Origin of the sequence: Buttiauxella selenatireducens (assembly GCF_031432975.1) — a bacterium.
Taxonomy (GTDB): Bacteria; Pseudomonadota; Gammaproteobacteria; order Enterobacterales; family Enterobacteriaceae; genus Buttiauxella; species Buttiauxella selenatireducens.
On the sequence record NZ_CP133838.1, the window covers coordinates 623,817 to 642,392 of the forward strand.

The following is an 18,576-nucleotide window of genomic DNA, read 5'->3' on the forward strand; positions in this document are numbered from 1 at the left end:
TGTATTCAGGCGCGCCAGATCAACATTTAGCGTAATAACTCATTTCGCACACTTTTTCAGTGAATTATGAGCTCGTCCACACTTTGGGTGAGACTTTCGAAAAGTGCACGTTTTAGACGGATATTGGCCTTCTTTTCCTCTGTGCAGACGATAAAAATGCATTGTCGAGCATTTAATAAACATAAAAATAACATTTATATAACGTCTTATCAGAGAGCGTACCTTATGAAAACTCAAGTCGTGATAATTGGGGCCGGCCCATCGGGTTTGTTGTTGGGGCAATTACTGCACAATGCGGGTATTAGCAATGTGGTGCTAGAAAGACAAACGCCCGAGCACGTACAGGGGCGGATTCGTGCGGGGATCCTGGAAAATGGCACGGTAGATTTACTGCGCGAAGCAGGGGTAAGTGAAAGAATGGATGCCGAAGGGCTAGTCCATGAAGGCGTCGAGTTTTTGGTCGACGGAATTCGTATTCCCGTTCCGCTCAAAGAGTTAACGGGGGGCAAAACGGTGATGGTGTACGGCCAGACTGAAGTGACGCGTGATCTGATGGAAGCGCGCAGTAAAAGCTCTGCGCAGACGATGTACGGGGTCAGCAATGTGCAATTGTTTGATGTGAAGAGTGATTCACCGTATGTCACCTTTGAAAAACAGGGCGAAACTTACCGCATCGATTGTGACTATATTGCGGGATGTGATGGTTTCCATGGTGTTTCACGCAAGGCGATTCCGTCGGAAATGACACGCGAGTATGAACGGGTTTATCCGTTTGGCTGGCTGGGCTTGTTATCCGACACACCACCGGTAAATCATGAATTGATCTATGCCCATCACTCACGCGGATTCGTTTTGTGTAGTCAGCGCTCACTAACCAGAAGTCGCTACTACTTACAGGTTCCACTGAGCGACAGCGTTGAAGCCTGGTCGGATGAACGATTCTGGGACGAGCTTAAACAGCGGCTACCAAAAGAGTTAGCCGATAAGTTAGTGACTGGTCACTCACTTGAGAAAAGTATCGCACCGTTACGCAGTTTTGTGGTTGAACCGATGCAGTACGGCAACCTTTTCCTGGTAGGCGATGCTGCGCACATCGTGCCACCGACGGGTGCAAAGGGGTTAAATCTGGCCGCCTCTGATGTGAATTATCTGTATCGGATTTTATGTAAGGTGTACCAGGAAGGGCGAATCGATTTGCTGGAAACCTATTCGCCAATGGCATTGCGTCGGGTGTGGAAAGGCGAGCGTTTTAGCTGGTTTATGACCAATCTTCTGCATGATTTTGCAGGCATGAATGCGTTTGACCGCAAAATGCAGCAAGCGGATCGTGAGTACTATCTGACTTCGCGCGCAGGATTAACGACTATTGCTGAAAACTATGTCGGCTTGCCGTTCGAGTCCGTTGAATAAACTACACTTATTCGGCAATAGCCTGTGGCTTTCGTACTCTGAAAGAGGATGTGATGAATCTGAACCCCAGTATTCCGGTATTTAAGCTATATGGTGAAAACCGGAATTGGCCTGCGGCAGATTTGCTGCATTGTGAATCGATTCACAGCCGCAGCAGCCTTTATGAATGGCATATTCGAGTTCATCAGCATGCGGATTTGGTGCAATTGCTCTATTTGCATAAAGGCCAGGTGGAGATCGATATTGAAGGCGTTAAGCACCATGTGGGACATGCCTGTATTCAGGTGGTGCCTGCATTGTGCGTGCACGGCTTTAAATTCTCCCCGGGAGCTCAGGGGTATTCTCTGTCGTTTTCTGCGCCGCTTATCGCCCAGTTTGAACAGCAGTTTGGCCGACCATTGCAGGTGCTCACACAAGCGGCATGCGTACCGGTAAAAGGCTCGAACAGGCAAATCAATACATTGTTCAGCACCTTGCAGAGTGAGTACGAAGGGGCAGGAGAGGCGCGCGATATGATGCTGCATTCTTTGATTAGCGCATTGTTAGTCTGGCTCAATCGTCAATGTACTCCCACTCCAGGCAGTAGTTCACGTGTTGAGCGTAAACGTGCGGTAATTCATCAATTCAATCAATTAGTTGAAAGCCATTATCGTCAGCAACTGCTTGTCACGTATTATGCCAGCGAAGTGGGGTTATCAACGGTGTATCTGAACGCTCTATGCCATGAGTTCTATGGCTGTAGCGCCCTGAATGTGCTGCATCAACGCGTGTTGCTCGAAGCTAAAAGAAGTTTGCTGTATACCAGCATGACAATTAGTCAGATCTCGGATTTTCTTGGCTTTAGTGACGCAACCTATTTTTCACGCTTTTTCCGCCGTTATACGGGGACGACGCCGAAGGATTTTCGTCTTCATCCGATGCGTGAATTGAAAGTGCCTTAATCGAAGGCGAGTAATTGTTTAATTCTATTTAAAATATTATTTATCAATGGTAATTATTATTTCCTGACTTTTGGGTGTCTTGTAATAGCCATCATTATTTGAAATACTCGCGCATCATTAATCCCTCCTTGTAATTTAAGTTTTCATCTGACTTAACTATTATTTTAGTATTGCGCCATTTATATAATTAATGAATAAATGAACGCGCAGTTACATTTTCAATAATAGGTTATTTTAATCAAAGGAATGATATGGAAAATATAATCACTGCCAGCAATTTACCAGGCAAGATAATGGTCGTTGTACCCTGCGTGCTAACGGCGGCAGGGGTAGTCCATCGATTAAAATCCATGCCTAAAATTAACAAATTAGTCAGTAATATCAAAATGATTGATGAAGCCTATGGTGAGGTGTTAAAGGTGCCAGGCTCGTTTGTCATATTGAATATCAGCGAATCCTCAACTCTACTCGCTGAAGAGATAAAATTTATCAACTGGTGCCTGATGGTACAACCGGGCACGACAATTGTCGCTTACACGCGCAACCACAAACTGAGCGTACTGAATTATATTTCTGCTTTGGGTGTGCGGGCGATTATTTCTCAATATGAGCCATCTGAAACATTCACTGACTTAGTAATAAAGTCATTCTCCACTAAGTCGATGCTTTCCAGCCCGATGATCAAGAACATTCTGGATGCGAGAATCTCATGTGAACTGACAGTATGCGAAGCTCAGGTCATTGGGGAATTATTTCAGGGCTACAACGTCAGCCAGGTGGCGCAGAAATTAGGACGTAATATCAGAACCGTGAGTGCGCATAAAAGACATGCGATGGAAAAGCTCGGACTTCAGTGCGAAAAAGATCTCCACGTACTGGGTTGTACGTTGTTAGGTAAGTAATCGTTTTAAAGGGATAGGTATATGCAGGAAAGCAAAGCCAAGATTTTTTTGCGCAACCCATTTTGCCGTGCGCTAGTCATTAGTAAACGGCCACTGATGAGAGAAGGCCTTCAGTTTCTGATGAAGGAACGAGCCGAGAAATCGTCACTCATTCTTTTGGATAACTATTTAGATCTCAGGCCAGAAATTTTGCTGCATGTCGACGTGGCGGTCATTGAGCTGGATAGCACTTTGCAGGAAATCTTCGGGGCCTGCGATTTTTTCAATCAATTGCAAAATCAGTATCGACAAGTGGAGTGGGTTTTCATCCTCCCTGTGAATTTGGTAAATATTGCCATTGAACGATTGCTGACATCTAACACCGCATTGCTCTCTTTACATGAACCAGTGGACAGTATTATCGAACATGTCTTTAACTGCGGTGGTCAAATCGAAAGAATCAGCAGGCATCTTTTGCAGGAAAAAACGGTTAACGCGTCCAGTACCAGGGTGGCCAATACTCGCTTAACTTTTTCAGAACGCCGTGTTTTAAGGCTCCTCAGCAAAGGGTGGCAACTGACCCAAATTGCGACGCTGCTCGAGAAAAGTTACAAAACAATCAGTGCGCAAAAAAGCAGTGCTCTGCATCGACTGGAGCTGAAAACGGATGCCGAAATGTATGCGTGGATGCTCAGTGAACATGGAATGCAGGAGCTGAATTTACCGTAGTAACATCAGGGGAAACGAAGAAAAAATAAGGTATGACTGAGGACCATGCGTTCGCCCTCAGTCATCTGATTATTGGCAAACATCAACCCACTGTGCGGCGGTCAGTTCAGCCAGACGATCAGGGGAAATACGCACTGCACTATGAATGGCTCCCGCTGCGGGCAACACTTCTTCGTACTGTTTAAGCGAAATATCACAGTAAACCGTTAACGGATTTTCCAGGCCAAACGGACAAACACCCCCGACCGGATGACCCGTCCAGATAACCACTTCATCGCTGCTTAGCATGCGGGCTTTTGCCCCCAAAGTGGCTTTGAGTTTTTTATTATCCAGACGAGCATCACCTTTCGCGACAACCAGCACGACTTGATCTTTAACTTTTAACGACAATGTCTTAGCAATTTGACCCGGTTCAACGTTATGGGCTACGGCTGCCAGAGCAACGGTAGCGGTGCTTTGATTTAATTCGATGATGTCGATATCCGGGGCGTTTTCGGCAAAGAATTGCCGGACTGACTGCAGGCTCATGCTTTTCTCCCATTCTTGGCCGCAATAATTTGGCATAAGGCTGTGCTATATGTAAACCAGTGAACATTGATTTATACCCGTCATACTTCATGCTGCTTTGCCGCCTTTAAGCAACTCGAATTATTTTGGGTAGATATGTGCCCTGAAGTCGTTGAGCCAGTAACAATGCTGTGATGTGAAATACCTAAACAACTCAAAGTTTCAGTGATTTCTGGATCTTCTTCACAATCGCTGCAACCGGTTTCAGTAACCGGTTGCAGAGTAAGAAAAGGCGATGAATACTGAAACGGTCACACACCTGTACCCAATAATAAGAGCAGCCTATGAAACATATTTTTTTATGCTGTGCCACTGATGCCCCTGCCAGTGTTTTAGACATTAAAGCTATATCTAATAAGGTCCCGGCTACGGGGATCAATTCTATGCATTACGGACTGTTGCGCGGCAATAAACTCCCCGCCGCAACATTCGCATTGAAAGCCTGACAGGAGCACCGCTATGTCATCGAATCATGCAGCCTTTAATTTGATTTTCCGCTTTGTAGAAAACTACGTGAGTCCCGTCGCTGGGAGAATTTCTTCACAACGCCACGTCATGGCGATACGTGATGGATTTATTTCTGCGATGCCATTCATGATTGTCGGTTCGTTCCTGTTAGTCTTCGCTTATCCGCCTTTCTCGCCAACCACCACCTGGGGGTTTGCTCGTGCGTGGCTGGACATGGCAAAACAGTTTGAAGGGCAAATTCTGACGCCGTTTGATATGACGATGGGCATTATGTCTATCTACATTTGTGCGGCTATTGCTTATAACCTCGGTAAACATTATGTGAAGTCACACGGCTTGGATCCGTTCATGTGTGCGATGCTTTCACTGATGGCTTTCTTGCTGGTAGCTGCGCCTAAAACGAAAGGGACTTTGCCGGTTGATAGCCTTGGCGGTACGGGGATCTTTACTGCGATCCTGGTGGCGGTTTACTGCGTAGAAATGATGCGGTTCCTGAAAGCGCACAATATCGGGATCAAACTGCCAGACCAGGTTCCACCGATGATCAAAAACTCCTTTGATCTTCTGATTCCGGTGCTGGTCGTAGTACTGACACTTTACCCACTCAGCCTGCTGATTCAGTCGCAGTTTGACATGCTGATCCCGCAAGCGATTATGTCAGTGTTTAAACCTCTGGTATCAGCTGCTGACTCATTGCCTGCAATTCTGCTGGCAGTGCTGATTGGCCACTTGCTGTGGTTTGCAGGGATCCACGGGGCGGCGATCGTTTCCGGCATGCTGCAAATGTTCTGGCTGACCAATCTGGGGATGAACCAAAGCGCATTGGCACAAGGTGCGCCCCTGCCACACATCTTTATGGAAGCGTTCTGGACCTTCTTCATCGTTGTCGGTGGTTCGGGGGCAACCATGGGTCTGGTGATTTGTTATCTGCGCAGTAAATCGGCCCACCTGCGTTCTATTGGTCGTCTAAGTATCGTTCCAACTTGTTTTAACATTAACGAACCAGTGATTTTCGGTACACCAATCGTTATGAACCCAGTGTTCTTCATTCCTTTCTTGTTGGCACCAATGGTTAACGCCGTGTTGGCATGGGGCGCGATGAAGATGGACTTGATCGGTCGTGTGATTTCAGTGGTACCGTGGACTGCGCCAGCGCCTATTGGTGCGGCATGGGCGCTGGGCTGGGATTTCCGAGCGGCAATTCTGGTTATTCTGCTGGCAGCGGTTTCCGCCATTATCTACTTCCCGTTCTTCAAAGTGTACGAGAAGCAGTTGCTGGAACAGGAAGCTGAAGAAGCTCAGAAAGCCTCTGGCGAAGAGAGCCAACAGCCTGCCTGAGAATGGATGAAAGAGTGAGATGAAACGGTGGGGAAACCCGCCGTTTTACTTACAGGTGCAGTCTCCGCAACGTTGTACATCTGGCAACTTATAGCGCTGGCAGCAGGTACGGCGAACCAATAAACCCTCGTTTGGGATTACCGTGCGGTAAAGAGGATTATCCTGCCCATCTTGCAGTTGTTTTTCAAAGAAACAGGCGTGGCGTAACTGCGCGATTGTCGCTTCATCAAGCAATTCTCTAAGCTCGCCAAAAAACCAATTTAGCAAATAACCCGTATTGCTCCAGATGAGCTTGCCATTGATCTCGCCGGTGCTTTCCAGTGCCTCAACGACAGGCATGAGCCCTTCTACCAGTAGTTTCTCAAGGCGTTGTTGTAACGGCAGGGTCGTTGCCACTCTATCTTCATGAACGTCTATCCAGAATGTGGCGGCTCTACCCGTTTCGTGAAACTCGACATGAATATGTTGTGGGTCGATATCCAGCGCTCTGGGTTGAGTTATCAGCGCCATGACCAGCGGAGGAACCAAAAGACCAAGATACCATTGCGCCCACAGTGACTTCAGCGGTTTTCCCTCGCGGGCAAGTTGCGGCTGGTTGCGATAAATATGGTCACTGTAACAGGCGAGAAGCGAGGTTAAGGCAGCGGGCTGCGCCCATTGAAACAGAGTCTGGCTTGCTGCTGGAGCGGATTCATCGAGTTTGATGAAGTCGTTAAAGTAAGGTCGATGAGTGATGAAATGCGCGCGCAACTCTTCAGCCAGCGTCGGCTGCGAGCTGGTAAATGGTGACTGCCATGCAAATTCATCCAAAAACAGTGAAGACTGTAAAGACATCGACAAACAAGACCACTAATACAAATGATAATGATTGCCAATCCTATCTATAGGTATAACCATTAGCAAGGCTATTTTGTGCGCGTGTTACTGGAGCGCTTTTTTGACTCAGGAGGGGAGCAGCGACTCGCTGACAAAAATGCTGTTACGGCCCTGACGCTTTGCCCGATAAAGAGCACTATCAGCCTGACGTAATGCTTCTTCAATGTTCTGCTGCTCAAGCACTGCAAGGCCGATGCTTGTCGTTACGTGAGTGGCAACATCTTCATTAAACAAATGTGGGATCTTTAAATCATAAACCCGCTGGCGGATCCGTTCTGCGGTTTGCAAAGCCTGCTCGGTATCCACATCGGTCAGCAATACCATAAATTCTTCACCGCCGTAGCGGGTGACAATATCGCGCGAGCGTACGGCATCGCGAATGGCTGCGGAAACATGCGTCAAAGCCTGATCGCCCATGCTATGGCCATAATTGTCGTTGTAAGCTTTAAAGTGATCGATATCGAGCAATAATACGAAATGTGTGCCACTTCCAAGTGCCAGCACTGTTTCAAGACGGTTTTGAAACCCACGGCGGTTATACAGACCGGTAAGAGGATCTAACATACTCAAATCGTTAAGGGTTTCTTTCTCTTCGAGCAGCTTGTCCATTAAGCGACGTGTAAAATTATCATTTCGTTGCTGAATGATATTCTGAATGGTGATGCCTATACCTGGGAGAACAATCGAATACAAAACACGTGGCCAGTTATCCCCTTGATCGAGCCATAATATCATCGCTGTCACGGGCAGGCATGAAGCAATAAATGCTTGTATATTATTAATAAAAGAGATTGAACCAATAAATAATATCGCCAATAAAGCAATAATTAGAAAATTGAGATCTCTAATCGGCATAGCGCTTACTTTTATATAGATATGCCACGCCCAAAGTAATCCAATTATTAACGAGACAGCGTTAATATTGATCAGCTTTTTTTTGTTTACAAACTGCCACAGCAGGCATGAGAGGCTTATCACCAGCACCATGATTATCGGCACCGTAAGATGCTGAGTGTTGGCAGAAGGCACCACAATACTAAATCCCGCAGAAACCGCGTTCAGTAATAAAAATAAACGCAAAGAGAGTTGGTGTTTCCCTTTGAGTAATGTGCGCCAATTTGTTGCTGTCATATCAAATAGTTCTTTCGACCCGAACACAACGTTATGTTGTTGAATAATGTTATAAAAATAAGACAGGGAAAGTGATTACTTAAAGTAATTATGTCGTTGTTAATCAGAGATTTTATTTCGTCGCTCAATCTATCACCTAAATGAAATTATGTCATCCGATGATGAAGAATGCTTAACATTTCTAATGTATACAAAGAGCACGCTGCCGCTGACAAACGAGAAATTATATCATATGATATTGGTTATCATTTACAGTTGACGAGATGGCGATGATGTTACAACGGCAGTTAGAAAGCGCGTGGGGTGTGCTGATACCAGGGGGGATCGTCGCCGCATTGTTGTACCTGGATCTTTCTTTTACCCAGTGGCGGGTGCTTATCGTGCTGGGGTTATTGGCGACGACAGCGATGCTCTACCATAAACGGTTACGTCATTTTGTGTTGTTGCCATCATGCGTTGCGTTTGCCAGTGGGCTTGCGCTGGTGATGATGAATCTGGGAATGATGAAATAGAGAAGTAAAACTGAGGATGAAGCTAGAAGAAAGTGATAAGAATTGGTGCGAAGAGAGGGACTTGAACCCTCACGCCCGTTAGAGCACTAACACCTGAAGCTAGCGCGTCTACCAATTCCGCCACCTTCGCAAATCAAAACTTATCTGATATCGCCTTCGCATTGGTGCGAAGAGAGGGACTTGAACCCTCACGTCCGTAAGAACACTAACACCTGAAGCTAGCGCGTCTACCAATTCCGCCACCTTCGCGCAGTGCGAACGATATCTTGCGTGGTTAATGGTGCGAAGAGAGGGACTTGAACCCTCACGTCCGTAAGAACACTAACACCTGAAGCTAGCGCGTCTACCAATTCCGCCACCTTCGCATACCCACAATACCGAAGTATTGTAACCACGGAGGCGCATTCTAGATGTTTTCTGCGCGTCGTCAACAGTTAATTTGGTGCCGCTTTTCTAATCGCTGCAAAAAGCGGCACAGTCGTGTGTTATCGCTTCTTTGCGCCACGCATAACTACTGAGCGATAAACTTTGAATCGGCCAGTTTGAGCAATCACTTCGTGGTTGCCAAAGGTTTCGTCCAGCACGTCCGGATAGGCCAGGAAGGCGTTCGCGACGATACGCAATTCACCCCCCATATTGAGATGACGAACAGCACCACGAATCAACTGGTGAGCGGCATCAAGGCTGGTTTGCAGGCCATCATGGAATGGAGGATTTGAAATAATCATGTCAAAACGACCATTCACTTCGGAATAGACGTTGCTGGCGATAACGTCGCCTTCAATCTCATTGGCCGCAAGTGTTGCGCGGCTGGCTTCGACGGCGGGTGCCGAAACATCACACAACGTCAGGCGGACTTTTGGAGAGTGTTTCGCCAGTGAAACCGCCAACACGCCAGCACCGCAACCGACATCTAACACTTTGCCTTTGGTATGCGGCGTGAGCGTAGAAAGCAGCAATTTACTACCGGTATCCAGGCCGTCACGGCTAAAGACGCCTGGCAGTGTTTTCACGGTCAGACCTTCGTGTTGATACTCATCCCACCAGGAATGTTCATCAAACTGTGGCTGTTTTTCCAGGCGGCCATGATAGAAACCGCAACGACGTGCGCTATCAATTTTATTCAGCGGGCTGAATTCGGCGAGCATTTGCTCCGCGCTGCGCACACCACTGCGGTTTTCACCCACCACAAAAATGTCGCTACCGACTGGCATCAGCGAAAGAATATTCATCAACTGGAACTGAGCTTCTGGCTTGTTTTTCGGCCAGTAGTAAATCAGCGTGTTGCAGTCGCCAACAGTGCTGGCATCAGCCACCAGGCCGTATTGTGCATCTTCGCCCATCTGAGCGCTTAATACCTGCCAGTGGTGAAATTGTTGGGTATGGACGCGACTTACAGCCGTTTCGAAACGGGCTGGCAGGTCGTCTTGTAAGTCACCGGCAAACAGCACGCGGCTTTCGGTAAAATCATCGCTATGGCGCAGTAGCACTTCACTTGCCGGGGTTAACGCAGTCATCAAATTACTCCAGGGAAATCAGAACCGGGATTATAGAGCTTTAATGGCGCACATTCGATGAATTTGCTATATTTGCGCCCCAATTGGCACTCTCTACCTGGTTTCGCTATGCCCCAAATACCTTTGCGACGCGACTGGTTGTTACAACAACTGGGCATTACTCAGTGGGAGCTGCGACGTCCGGCCGCATTAAAGGGCGAAATTGCAGTCTCACTGCATGAAAACGTTAAGCTGCTGATGATTGCTGAAGAGCTTCCAGATTTAAGCGATCCGTTGGTTAACGATGTTTTGCGCAGCCTGAATCTGGATGCACAGCAGGTCATGCAGCTAACACCTGAACGCGCCGCGATGCTGCCAGGTGAAAGCCGCTGTAATAGCTGGCGACTAGGAGTGAGTGAACCGCTCTCCATTCCAGGGGCGCAATTAGCGACTCCCGAATTAAACGAGCTTTATCATAATGGTGCCGCAAGAAGGGCACTGTGGCAGCAAATTTGCGAATATGAACACGATTTCTTCCCTCACCACAAATGACTTAGCGGCGGCTTACGCCATCGAACTTCGCAGCCATGCTTTCCCGTGGAGTGAAAAAACTTTCGCCAGCAATGAGGGCGATCGCTATCTTAATTTGCGCCTCGACGTCGATGGCAAAATGGCGGCGTTTGCGGTTACTCAAGTCGTGCTGGATGAGGCGACGTTATTTAATATCGCGGTTGACCCAGCCTACCAACGGCAAGGTTTGGGCCGCCAGTTGCTGGAGCATTTAATCAGCGAACTGGAAGCACGCGATGTGTTTACGCTTTGGCTAGAAGTCCGCGCTTCGAACCATGCGGCAATTGCACTCTATGAGAGTCTGGGCTTTAACGAAGCGACCATTCGCCGCAACTACTACCCCACAAAAGAGGGCAGGGAAGACGCTATCGTCATGGCATTATCGCTTTAAAATTTTATAGAAGGTGTGTTGATGAACTGGGACTGGATTTTATTTGATGCTGACGAAACGTTATTTACTTTTGACGCTTTTGGCGGCTTACAGCGGATGTTTCTCGATTATAGCGTGACGTTTACCGCTGAAGATTTCCAGGATTACCAGGCGATTAACAAACCTTTGTGGGTCGATTACCAGAATGGTGCCATAAGCGCATTACAGTTACAGCACCAACGCTTCCAGGGGTGGTCGGAAAGATTATCAGTACCTGCGGGCGATCTTAACGCCGCATTTCTGAATGCGATGGCTGAAATTTGTGTGCCATTACCGGGGGCGGTGTCTTTGCTTAATGCCCTAAAAGATAAAGTAAAAATCGGTATTATTACCAATGGCTTTACTGCATTGCAGCAAATTCGTCTTGAGCGCACCGGCCTGCGTGACTATTTCGACCTGCTGGTGATTTCAGAGCAAGTTGGCGTCGCAAAACCCGATCGCAAAATCTTTGATTTTACGTTTGAGGAAATGGGCAACCCGCCGCGTGAGCGCGTTTTGATGGTGGGTGACACCGCAGAATCAGATATTCTGGGCGGCATAAACGCGGGAATTGCCACCTGCTGGCTGAACGCCCACGGAAGAAACTTGCCGGAAGGCATTACGCCGACCTGGGAAGTGACCTCACTCAGTGAACTGGAGCGATTGTTGTGTAATTGATGACGCCGATTGTTAAACCTGACCTGATGAGTAAAATAGCCACCAGGTAACGTTCATTTGCCGCTCAGCTACGCCTGTGCGGAATCCACAGAAGATTTCATTATGACTTTGTCTCCTTTTTTGCAAGAAGTGGGGAAACGCCGCACTTTTGCGATCATTTCTCACCCGGATGCCGGTAAAACGACCATCACTGAAAAAGTGCTGCTGTTCGGACAGGCGATTCAAACCGCAGGTACGGTGAAAGGCCGTGGCTCCAGCCAGCATGCTAAATCTGACTGGATGGAAATGGAAAAGCAGCGTGGTATCTCGATTACTACGTCCGTTATGCAATTCCCGTATCGCGACAGTCTGGTAAACCTGCTTGATACCCCTGGGCACGAAGACTTCTCCGAAGATACTTACCGTACTCTGACCGCTGTCGACTGCTGTTTGATGGTTATCGACGCCGCGAAAGGTGTAGAAGATCGTACTCGTAAGCTGATGGAAGTTACCCGTCTGCGCGATACGCCAATCCTCACCTTTATGAACAAACTCGACCGCGACATCCGCGACCCAATGGAAGTGATGGATGAAGTTGAACGTGAGCTGAAAATTGCTTGTTCACCTATCACCTGGCCTATCGGGTGCGGCAAGTTGTTTAAAGGTGTTTATCACCTTTATAAAGACGAAACTTATCTGTACCAGACCGGTAAAGGTCACACCATTCAGGAAGTGCGCATCGTTAAAGGGCTAGATAACCCTGAGCTTGACGCGGCTGTCGGTGAAGATCTTGCTTCGCAACTGCGTGATGAACTGGAACTGGTACAGGGTGCATCCCACGAGTTTGATCGTGAGTTGTTCCTGGAAGGCGAACTGACACCGGTCTTCTTCGGTACTGCATTGGGTAACTTCGGCGTTGACCATATGCTCGATGGTCTGGTTGAGTGGGCACCAGCACCAATGCCGCGTAAAACCGATACGCGTATCGTGGAAGCGGCGGAAGATAAGTTCACCGGTTTTGTGTTTAAGATTCAGGCCAACATGGACCCGAAACACCGCGACCGCGTGGCATTTATGCGTGTGGTTTCCGGCAAATACGAAAAAGGCATGAAGCTGCGCCAGGTTCGTACCGGTAAAGATGTGGTGATTTCTGATGCGCTGACCTTTATGGCTGGTGACCGTTCACACGTTGAAGAAGCCTATCCTGGCGACATCATCGGCTTGCACAACCACGGTACCATCCAGATTGGTGATACCTTCACTCAGGGCGAGATGATGAAGTTCACCGGTATTCCGAACTTCGCACCAGAACTGTTCCGTCGTATTCGTCTGCGTGACCCATTGAAGCAGAAGCAATTGCTCAAAGGTTTGGTCCAGCTTTCTGAAGAAGGCGCGGTGCAGGTGTTCCGTCCAATCGCCAACAATGATTTGATTGTAGGTGCGGTCGGTGTGCTGCAGTTTGATGTGGTTGTGGCGCGACTGAAGAGCGAATACAACGTTGAAGCGATTTACGAATCGGTCAACGTTTCGACGGCGCGTTGGGTTGAAAGCACCGACGTTAAGAAGTTTGAAGAATTCAAACGGAAAAACGAAATGCAGTTGGCTCTCGATGGCGGCGACAACCTCGCTTATATCGCCCCAACCATGGTCAACCTGAACCTGACGCAAGATCGTTACCCGGAAGTGACCTTCCGTAAAACTCGCGAGCACTAATCGTCTCTCAGGGCGCGACAGCCGTCGCGTCCTGCTACTTTTCCCATCTTATTAATCCCTTACGGAATGTTCTTAATTTCCCGTATTTCACCCCCTATTGCCCGTTTTTCCGCCACCCTCACCATGCAATTCTGTGATTGTTGTCTATATTTAACAAACCAGTGACAAATTGGTTGGACGAATCTGTCAGGTAAGCGAAGTTTTTTGGCGAGTTCGTTCACACTGATTTCGAATGGCGTTATTAAAAACTGAACGGAAAATTTTTAGGCGGCAGCATTCGCTTAATTTAAATGGAAAGCTGTTACGTTACGGCTTGTGCTCAAATTGTGAGCAAAACAATAGGAATTAATCGATGACGATGACTACAACTAAGATTTCTAAAACTCTGTTAGCTGTTGTTCTGGGTTCTGTGCTGGCAAGCGGTAGTGCGCTGGCAGAAGACACCATGCTGAACAAAACTGAATCTACAGCCAATACAGCAGGCGAAAAAATTGATAGTTCTGTAAAAGACGTCGGTAATTTCATGGATGACAGCGCTATCACGGCAAAAGTGAAAGCGGCCCTTGTCGATCACAAAGATATTAAAAGTACCGATATCTCAGTGAAAACTGACAAAAAAATCGTGACGTTAAGTGGATTCGTTGAAAGCCAGGCGCAGGCCGAGCAAGCCGTAAAAGTGGCTAAAGGTGTGGAAGGGGTTTCTTCCGTCAGCGACAAACTGCATGTACGTGACGGGGCTGATAAATCCGTCAGCGGTTATGCAGGCGATACCGCAACCACCAGCGAAATTAAAGCTAAGCTTTTAGCAGACGACATCGTGCCTTCGCGCAATGTGAAAGTTGAAACCACCGAGGGTGTCGTGCAGCTGTCGGGTACCGTTGAATCTAACGCACAGTCCGCGCGAGCTGAAAGCGTCGCAAAAGCAGTTGATGGCGTTAAAAGCGTCAAAAACGACCTGAAAGTGAAGTAACCGAGCATACAGAAACTTTCTCCACAGGCTCTGCCTGTGGAGTAGGTCAGCAACATCGTTACTCAAATATCGCCAATGAGTGCGTATTTCGCACCCATCCAGAAGCGATTCGGGTTCACTATGGTTAAGGAGAGGCTTATGTTTCGTTGGGGCATTATTTTTCTGGTCATTGCGTTGATTGCAGCAGCACTGGGTTTTGGTACTCTCGCGGGTACTGCGGCAGGTGCAGCAAAAATTGTCTTCGTGGTAGGTATTATTCTGTTCCTGGTTAGCCTGTTTATGGGTCGAAAACGCCCATAGAATAATTTGGGTATATAATCATTTGAGACAGACCAGAGAGCCAGTCTATTTTCATTTAGACTGGCTCTCGCATATTTAAACTAAAGAAAAAATTAAGAACCAAGGAAAGCAGGGTGGGGCAACGAATACCCGTTACGCTCGGCAACATAGCGCCGCTTGCGTTAAAAGCGTTTCGTCCCGGAAAACTTGCCATTGTTTGTGAAGGTGGCGGGCAGCGTGGGATTTTTACAGCCGGTGTGCTGGACGAGTTTATGCGCGCTAATTTTAATCCGTTTGACCTTTTCTTAGGCACCTCTGCGGGTGCGCAAAACCTTTCCGCTTACGTTTGTCACCAGCCGGGTTATGCCAGAAGAGTGATCACCCGTTTTACCACTACCCGTGAATTTTTTGATCCATTGCGCTTTGTGCGCGGCGGGCATCTCATCGATCTCGACTGGCTCGTTGAAACCACATCGTCAAAAATTCCGCTCTCAATGTCGACGGCTGAAAAATTGTTTGAGACCGACAAAGCGTTTTATATGTGCGCCTGCCGTAGCGATGATTACACGCCAGGATATTTTTCGCCAAACAGCACAAGTTGGCTGAACATCCTCAAAGCCTCAAGCGCCATCCCTGGTTTTTACCGCAGCGGAGTAGAGATTGAAGGTATCGGTTACCAGGACGGTGGAATAAGCGATGCAATTCCGGTGAGAGAAGCCGTGCGTCTGGGGGCTGAAACGCTGGTGGTGATCCGCACTGTACCCTCGCAAATGTATTACACACCTGAATGGTTTAAACGTATGGAACGCTGGCTTGGTGACAGCAGCCTGCAACCTATGCTCAATCTGGTCAATCATCACGAAACCAGTTATCGAGAGATACAGAATTTCATTGAAAAGCCACCGGGCAAACTGCGCATTTTCGAGATTTATCCGCCGAAACCGCTGATGAGCATGGCGTTAGGAAGCCGAATACCTGCGCTGAATACGGACTATAAAACGGGCCGTTTATGCGGACGCTATTTCCTCGCGACCGTGGGCAAACTGCTGACGACGCAACCGCCGATAAAACGCCATCCTCCCCGCATTCTGGTGCCAGGTTCAGTTGTGGTTGCGCCTGAAGTGGTTGCTCATGAGCCATTATCCCAGGCGGTGATCGAAACCCCAGAGGCGAACGATTCCACCTTTAATAACGAAGGTACGGCGTGACAACGATTTTTTATGATACTCATTGTCACTTCGACTTCCCGCCGTTTAGCGGGAATGAAGCCATTAGTCTGTCGCTTGCCGCGCAGTCTGGAGTTGAAAAAATAATCGTTCCAGCGGTTGAAGCTGACCGTTTTGGCTTGGTTTTGGCGCTGGCTGCAAATTATCCGCCGCTGTACGCCGCGCTGGGTTTGCATCCGATAGCGATTCACAAACACCAGGAGGCGTCGCTGGCGCAGCTGGAACATCACCTGCAACAACGCCCGAAAAAGCTCGTGGCCATTGGCGAGATCGGTCTTGATCTCTATATGGATAATCCGCTTTTTGAGAAGCAAGAAGCGATGCTGGTTGCCCAGCTAAAACTGGCTAAACGTTATGATCTGCCGGTGATTCTCCATTCTCGCCGAACGCATGACAAACTTGCCGCCCATTTAAAACGCCACGACTTACCGCGAACCGGTGTGGTGCATGGTTTTTCGGGCAGCCTGCAACAGGCTGAACGCTTTGTGGCATTGGGTTACAAGATTGGTGTTGGAGGAACAATAACCTATCCGCGAGCGAGCAAAACGCGCGATGTGATGGCGCAATTACCGCTGGACGCCCTGGTGTTGGAAACTGATGCCCCCGACATGCCTCTCAATGGCTGGCAAGGGCAAGCAAATCGCCCGGAACGTATCGTTGAGGTTTTTCAGACTCTTTGCTCGCTACGCCCGGAACCTGCGGATGTTATCGCCAACACTTTCATTCATAACTGCAATGAATTGTTTAATTTGGAATAGTTAGCTGCTGAATGTGACGAGCCTCACTATCTGAGATAAACGCTTTCCTGAATTTGTAGAAATATGTGATTGCCATGGCACGTGCAGGCATCTCTACCGCTATAATCCCGCCCGCTGTTAGTTTTTTGCTCGTCATCATTTTTCAAACAATACACAGGGACTCTGTATGCAACTACTCATGGGATTGATCGGCATGATCGTTTTGCTGCTGATCGCGGTTTTACTTTCCAGTCATCGCAAAGCGATTAATCTGCGCACCGTACTGGGTGCCTGGCTTATCCAGGTCGGTATCGGGGCTCTCATCCTGTATGTTCCAGTCGGTCGTAAAGTTCTTTTGGCCATGTCTGAAGGGGTTGCTAACGTTATCGCTTACGGTAATGCGGGTATTTCCTTCCTGTTCGGTGGATTGGTTTCGGACAAAATGTTCGAAGTCTTTGGCGGCGGCGGCTTCGTTTTCGCTCTGCGCGTTCTGCCAATTATCGTCTTCTTCTCCTCCCTGATTGCTGTGCTTTACTACCTGGGCATCATGCAGTTAGTTATTCGACTCCTTGGCGGCGGCCTGCGTAAGATTCTGAAAACCTCTCGCACCGAATCCCTGTCTGCTACAGCAAACATCTTCGTTGGCCAGACTGAGGCTCCGCTGGTTGTTCGTCCTTATATCGCGACCATGACCCGCTCAGAGTTGTTCGCCGTCATGTGTGGTGGTTTAGCCTCTGTTGCTGGCTCCGTGTTAGCGGGTTACGCACAAATGGGCGTGCCGCTTGAATACCTGATTGCCGCATCCTTCATGGCGGCACCCGGCGGTTTACTGTTCGCTAAAATTATCCTGCCTGAAACAGAAACACCGAACGATGCCCCTGAACTGGAATCCCTGAAAAACGATCCCGATCGCCCAGCGAACGTGCTGGATGCTGCGGCATCAGGTGCGGCTTCTGGTATGCAATTGGCCCTGAACGTTGGCGCAATGTTGCTGGCATTTGTGGCATTGATTGCACTGCTTAACGGTATGCTTTCTGGCATCGGTGGCTGGTTCAACTATCCGCAACTCTCGATGGAACTGATTCTGGGCTGGGTGTTCTCACCGCTGGCATGGGTTATCGGCGTGCCGTGGAATGAAGCTAACATTGCGGGCTCCTTCATTGGTCAGAAACTGATCATCAACGAATTTGTGGCCTACCTGAACTTCGGGGAATACCTGAAAGACGACGCCACCGTTGCAGCAGCGGGCCTGCAAGTTCTGTCAGATCACACCAAAGCAATTATTTCCTTCGCACTGTGTGGGTTTGCTAACCTTTCTTCTATCGCTATCCTGATTGGTGGCCTTGGAAGCATGGCACCAAACCGCCGTCATGATATTGCCCAACTGGGTCTTAAGGCGGTAGCAGCAGGTACGTTATCTAACCTGATGAGTGCAACTATTGCCGGGGTGTTCCTGTCATTATAAAAAGGCGATGTTAAAATTTTAACATCCCTGTGAAATCAATGGCCGGCACTTTCGCCGGCCATTTTTTATTTCCGAATCGCATTTTTACTCTATCTAACGTTGTTAAATCACATATACTGTACAAAGCATGTAATTTCTCCTTTGGCTTTTGTGAAGCGAGACACAAAATTATCAACGCGGTGAATGTTATAATTATAACAT

At 48.1% G+C, this 18,576-nt stretch carries 19 protein-coding genes and 3 tRNA genes; 15 read left to right on the forward strand and 7 right to left on the reverse strand.

The window, feature by feature from the left end:
- Positions 1 to 225: 225 nt before the first annotated feature.
- The 4 genes from pobA to RHD99_RS02935 all read left to right on the forward strand — a co-directional run bounded on the left by pobA (position 226) and on the right by RHD99_RS02935 (position 3,961).
- Positions 226 to 1,410, forward strand: coding sequence for a 4-hydroxybenzoate 3-monooxygenase (gene pobA, locus RHD99_RS02920; protein ID WP_309877382.1), 1,185 nt, complete (start codon positions 226 to 228; stop codon positions 1,408 to 1,410).
- A 53-nt stretch (positions 1,411 to 1,463) separates the two neighbouring features.
- On the forward strand, positions 1,464 to 2,351 hold the full coding sequence (locus RHD99_RS02925; RefSeq protein ID WP_309877383.1) for a helix-turn-helix domain-containing protein: 888 nt from the start codon (positions 1,464 to 1,466) through the stop codon (positions 2,349 to 2,351).
- 251 nt (positions 2,352 to 2,602) lie between these two features.
- Positions 2,603 to 3,253: a LuxR C-terminal-related transcriptional regulator gene (locus RHD99_RS02930; RefSeq protein ID WP_309877384.1), complete on the forward strand. Its 651-nt coding sequence runs from the start codon at positions 2,603 to 2,605 to the stop codon at positions 3,251 to 3,253.
- Between the two features lie 21 nt (positions 3,254 to 3,274).
- Entirely contained in the window at positions 3,275 to 3,961 is a 687-nt protein-coding gene (locus RHD99_RS02935; protein ID WP_309877385.1) for a helix-turn-helix transcriptional regulator, read from the forward strand.
- 69 nt (positions 3,962 to 4,030) lie between these two features.
- Here the strand turns inward: RHD99_RS02935 and RHD99_RS02940 are convergent, their stop codons facing one another.
- Positions 4,031 to 4,489: a YbaK/EbsC family protein gene (locus RHD99_RS02940; protein ID WP_309877386.1), complete on the reverse strand. Its 459-nt coding sequence runs from the start codon at positions 4,487 to 4,489 to the stop codon at positions 4,031 to 4,033.
- A gap of 498 nt (positions 4,490 to 4,987) precedes the next feature.
- Here RHD99_RS02940 and RHD99_RS02945 point away from each other — a divergent pair, with 498 nt between their 5' ends.
- A complete protein-coding gene (locus RHD99_RS02945; protein ID WP_309877387.1) occupies positions 4,988 to 6,334 on the forward strand; it encodes a PTS sugar transporter subunit IIC in 1,347 nt (448 codons plus the stop codon).
- Positions 6,335 to 6,379: 45 nt separating this feature from the next.
- Here RHD99_RS02945 and fhuF read toward each other — a convergent pair whose 3' ends face one another.
- Both fhuF and RHD99_RS02955 read right to left on the reverse strand, forming a co-directional pair.
- Positions 6,380 to 7,168: a siderophore-iron reductase FhuF gene (gene fhuF, locus RHD99_RS02950; RefSeq protein WP_309877388.1), complete on the reverse strand. Its 789-nt coding sequence runs from the start codon at positions 7,166 to 7,168 to the stop codon at positions 6,380 to 6,382.
- Positions 7,169 to 7,276: 108 nt separating this feature from the next.
- Entirely contained in the window at positions 7,277 to 8,341 is a 1,065-nt protein-coding gene (locus RHD99_RS02955) for a GGDEF domain-containing protein (protein WP_309877389.1), read from the reverse strand.
- Between the two features lie 272 nt (positions 8,342 to 8,613).
- Here RHD99_RS02955 and RHD99_RS02960 point away from each other — a divergent pair, with 272 nt between their 5' ends.
- Positions 8,614 to 8,853, forward strand: a complete 240-nt coding sequence (locus tag RHD99_RS02960) for a DUF1435 domain-containing protein (protein ID WP_183270878.1) — start codon at positions 8,614 to 8,616, stop codon at positions 8,851 to 8,853.
- 43 nt (positions 8,854 to 8,896) lie between these two features.
- Here the strand turns inward: RHD99_RS02960 and RHD99_RS02965 are convergent.
- The 4 genes from RHD99_RS02965 to rsmC all read right to left on the reverse strand — a co-directional run bounded on the left by RHD99_RS02965 (position 8,897) and on the right by rsmC (position 10,370).
- Positions 8,897 to 8,983 (reverse strand) — tRNA-Leu (locus RHD99_RS02965).
- A 32-nt stretch (positions 8,984 to 9,015) separates the two neighbouring features.
- Positions 9,016 to 9,102, reverse strand: a tRNA-Leu gene (locus tag RHD99_RS02970).
- Positions 9,103 to 9,131: 29 nt separating this feature from the next.
- Positions 9,132 to 9,218 (reverse strand) — tRNA-Leu (locus tag RHD99_RS02975).
- Positions 9,219 to 9,338: 120 nt separating this feature from the next.
- Positions 9,339 to 10,370 carry a 16S rRNA (guanine(1207)-N(2))-methyltransferase RsmC gene (rsmC, locus tag RHD99_RS02980; protein WP_183270703.1) on the reverse strand — a complete coding sequence of 344 codons (1,032 nt, stop codon included), beginning with the start codon at positions 10,368 to 10,370 and terminating at the stop codon, positions 9,339 to 9,341.
- Between the two features lie 117 nt (positions 10,371 to 10,487).
- Here rsmC and RHD99_RS02985 point away from each other — a divergent pair, with 117 nt between their 5' ends.
- The 9 genes from RHD99_RS02985 (at position 10,488) to RHD99_RS03025 (ending at position 18,375) form a co-directional block, all read left to right on the forward strand.
- Positions 10,488 to 10,901: a DNA polymerase III subunit psi gene (locus tag RHD99_RS02985; protein ID WP_309879061.1), complete on the forward strand. Its 414-nt coding sequence runs from the start codon at positions 10,488 to 10,490 to the stop codon at positions 10,899 to 10,901.
- Positions 10,870 to 11,310, forward strand: a complete 441-nt coding sequence (gene rimI, locus RHD99_RS02990; RefSeq protein ID WP_183270702.1) for a ribosomal protein S18-alanine N-acetyltransferase — start codon at positions 10,870 to 10,872, stop codon at positions 11,308 to 11,310. Before RHD99_RS02985 ends, rimI begins: the two co-directional genes overlap by 32 nt.
- 21 nt (positions 11,311 to 11,331) lie before the next feature.
- Complete coding sequence (gene yjjG / locus RHD99_RS02995) at positions 11,332 to 12,006, forward strand: pyrimidine 5'-nucleotidase (RefSeq protein ID WP_309877390.1); 675 nt, start codon at positions 11,332 to 11,334, stop codon at positions 12,004 to 12,006.
- A 102-nt stretch (positions 12,007 to 12,108) separates the two neighbouring features.
- A complete protein-coding gene (gene prfC, locus RHD99_RS03000; protein ID WP_309877391.1) occupies positions 12,109 to 13,698 on the forward strand; it encodes a peptide chain release factor 3 in 1,590 nt (529 codons plus the stop codon).
- 352 nt (positions 13,699 to 14,050) lie between these two features.
- Entirely contained in the window at positions 14,051 to 14,668 is a 618-nt protein-coding gene (osmY, locus tag RHD99_RS03005) for a molecular chaperone OsmY (protein WP_270142841.1), read from the forward strand.
- Positions 14,669 to 14,806: 138 nt separating this feature from the next.
- Positions 14,807 to 14,968 carry a DUF1328 domain-containing protein gene (locus RHD99_RS03010; RefSeq protein WP_064513877.1) on the forward strand — a complete coding sequence of 54 codons (162 nt, stop codon included), beginning with the start codon at positions 14,807 to 14,809 and terminating at the stop codon, positions 14,966 to 14,968.
- 113 nt (positions 14,969 to 15,081) lie between these two features.
- Positions 15,082 to 16,155 carry a patatin-like phospholipase family protein gene (locus RHD99_RS03015; RefSeq protein WP_309877392.1) on the forward strand — a complete coding sequence of 358 codons (1,074 nt, stop codon included), beginning with the start codon at positions 15,082 to 15,084 and terminating at the stop codon, positions 16,153 to 16,155.
- Positions 16,152 to 16,931 carry a TatD family hydrolase gene (locus tag RHD99_RS03020; RefSeq protein WP_309877393.1) on the forward strand — a complete coding sequence of 260 codons (780 nt, stop codon included), beginning with the start codon at positions 16,152 to 16,154 and terminating at the stop codon, positions 16,929 to 16,931. The genes RHD99_RS03015 and RHD99_RS03020 overlap by 4 nt, the downstream gene beginning before the upstream one ends.
- A 166-nt stretch (positions 16,932 to 17,097) precedes the next feature.
- Positions 17,098 to 18,375 carry a NupC/NupG family nucleoside CNT transporter gene (locus RHD99_RS03025; protein ID WP_309877394.1) on the forward strand — a complete coding sequence of 426 codons (1,278 nt, stop codon included), beginning with the start codon at positions 17,098 to 17,100 and terminating at the stop codon, positions 18,373 to 18,375.
- The last annotated feature ends 201 nt before the right edge of the window (positions 18,376 to 18,576 follow it).